The following is a 1,301-nucleotide window of genomic DNA, read 5'->3' on the forward strand; positions in this document are numbered from 1 at the left end:
GTCGGCAGCGTCAGATGTGTATAAGAGACAGCGCTCGCCTCGGCTGCGGCCAGTTTGAATCAGCAGGTTACGAAAGTCCCTCCGGCACTTGGTTATCGGGAATATAGGCAGGGCTTCCCGCAAGGCGTTCAGCTGAGACAAGCTACGGAGATCCCAATGCGTCTTATCGGGATGATGCCCATGAGGGGCCGAAAACTATTGTGCTGCCACGTGTTACGGTCAAAAACACGCTGACGCAACGCGGCTCGAACCGCTCGCGCGCACGACAGCACCAAGCAATGATGCCTTGGACGGCATAAGGATTAGCAGCGATCAGCTGCTCGGACCGTTCAGCTGGTCGCAACCAGCACCCGGGCCAATCAACCTGCCGCCGGATCACCAGTGGGAGGCCCGAGGTTTGGGGCAGAATCTGCGCCCGCAAACGGTGCTCAGAACAAGACGTGACGTAGTGATCACGCAGGTGTCGCGACCCGTGGCCCGCGGAGGGTCACCGAAAGTCTGACGCCTCGTCAGATGTCACAGAAAGTGGCGGCGACATCGCCACTGGCGATTCAGCTGCCGATCCCGCGACATTTCGCGGGCAGGAAGGACTGTGCCGGCGGCCAGCGTCAAAGCGGCCATCAGGACCTCCGTAGATGGGCAGATCGGTTTCAAGCCCGGCGCGCCGCCACGACGCGCACTCGCCAGTCAAACGACTACTCCGATGTAGTGCGCCCAGCGTAACGATGTGGCTGACAGGCGCAATAGACGCCGAAAGCGACGAGCACGCGGTCGGCGGCACGCGAGGAATCCGTCCCTCCCATCGGGAGCAAACCTTGTGAGGAATGTCTACAGCAGCCACGGCGACGAATGGTCCGCTCGGCTGCCTGCCGCCAATGTCATAGTGCTACAGACCGTTTTGGCAGCCTTTTGACCCCTTCTTACGCTCAGCGACTGCAATCGAAGACGTCTCACATGCCGGCCGGCGGCAAACCTCACCGCCGGAATGGCGCGGATCCCGGGAGCCGGCCCCGAAAGGTGTACCGAATTGCATTCCCAGTGAGCCAAAAGATATCCCTGCCGGGAGCGCTACGGCCGGGTTCTATTCGGCTTCGAGTGCGGCCAGCACCTCATCGGACACATCGACATTGGTCCACACGTTCTGCACGTCGTCACTGTCCTCAAGCGCCTCGACCAGCTTGAACACCTTACGAGCACCCTCGACATCGACAGCCACACTCACCGACGGCACAAAACTGGCCTCCGCCGACTCATAATCGATCCCCGCCTCCACCAACGCCGAACGCACCGCCACCAGATCC

At 61.3% G+C, this 1,301-nt stretch carries 1 protein-coding gene; it reads right to left on the bottom strand.

The window, feature by feature from the left end:
• Nucleotides 1-1,081 precede the first annotated feature (1,081 nt).
• Nucleotides 1,082-1,301 (bottom strand): YebC/PmpR family DNA-binding transcriptional regulator (locus tag LI92_RS21225; protein WP_046322485.1); only part of this gene is annotated, 220 nt, incomplete at its 5' end.

The sequence above is a fragment of the Mycobacterium sp. UM_Kg1 genome (genome assembly GCF_000972925.1).
Lineage (GTDB): Bacteria > Actinomycetota > Actinomycetes > Mycobacteriales > Mycobacteriaceae > Mycobacterium > Mycobacterium hiberniae.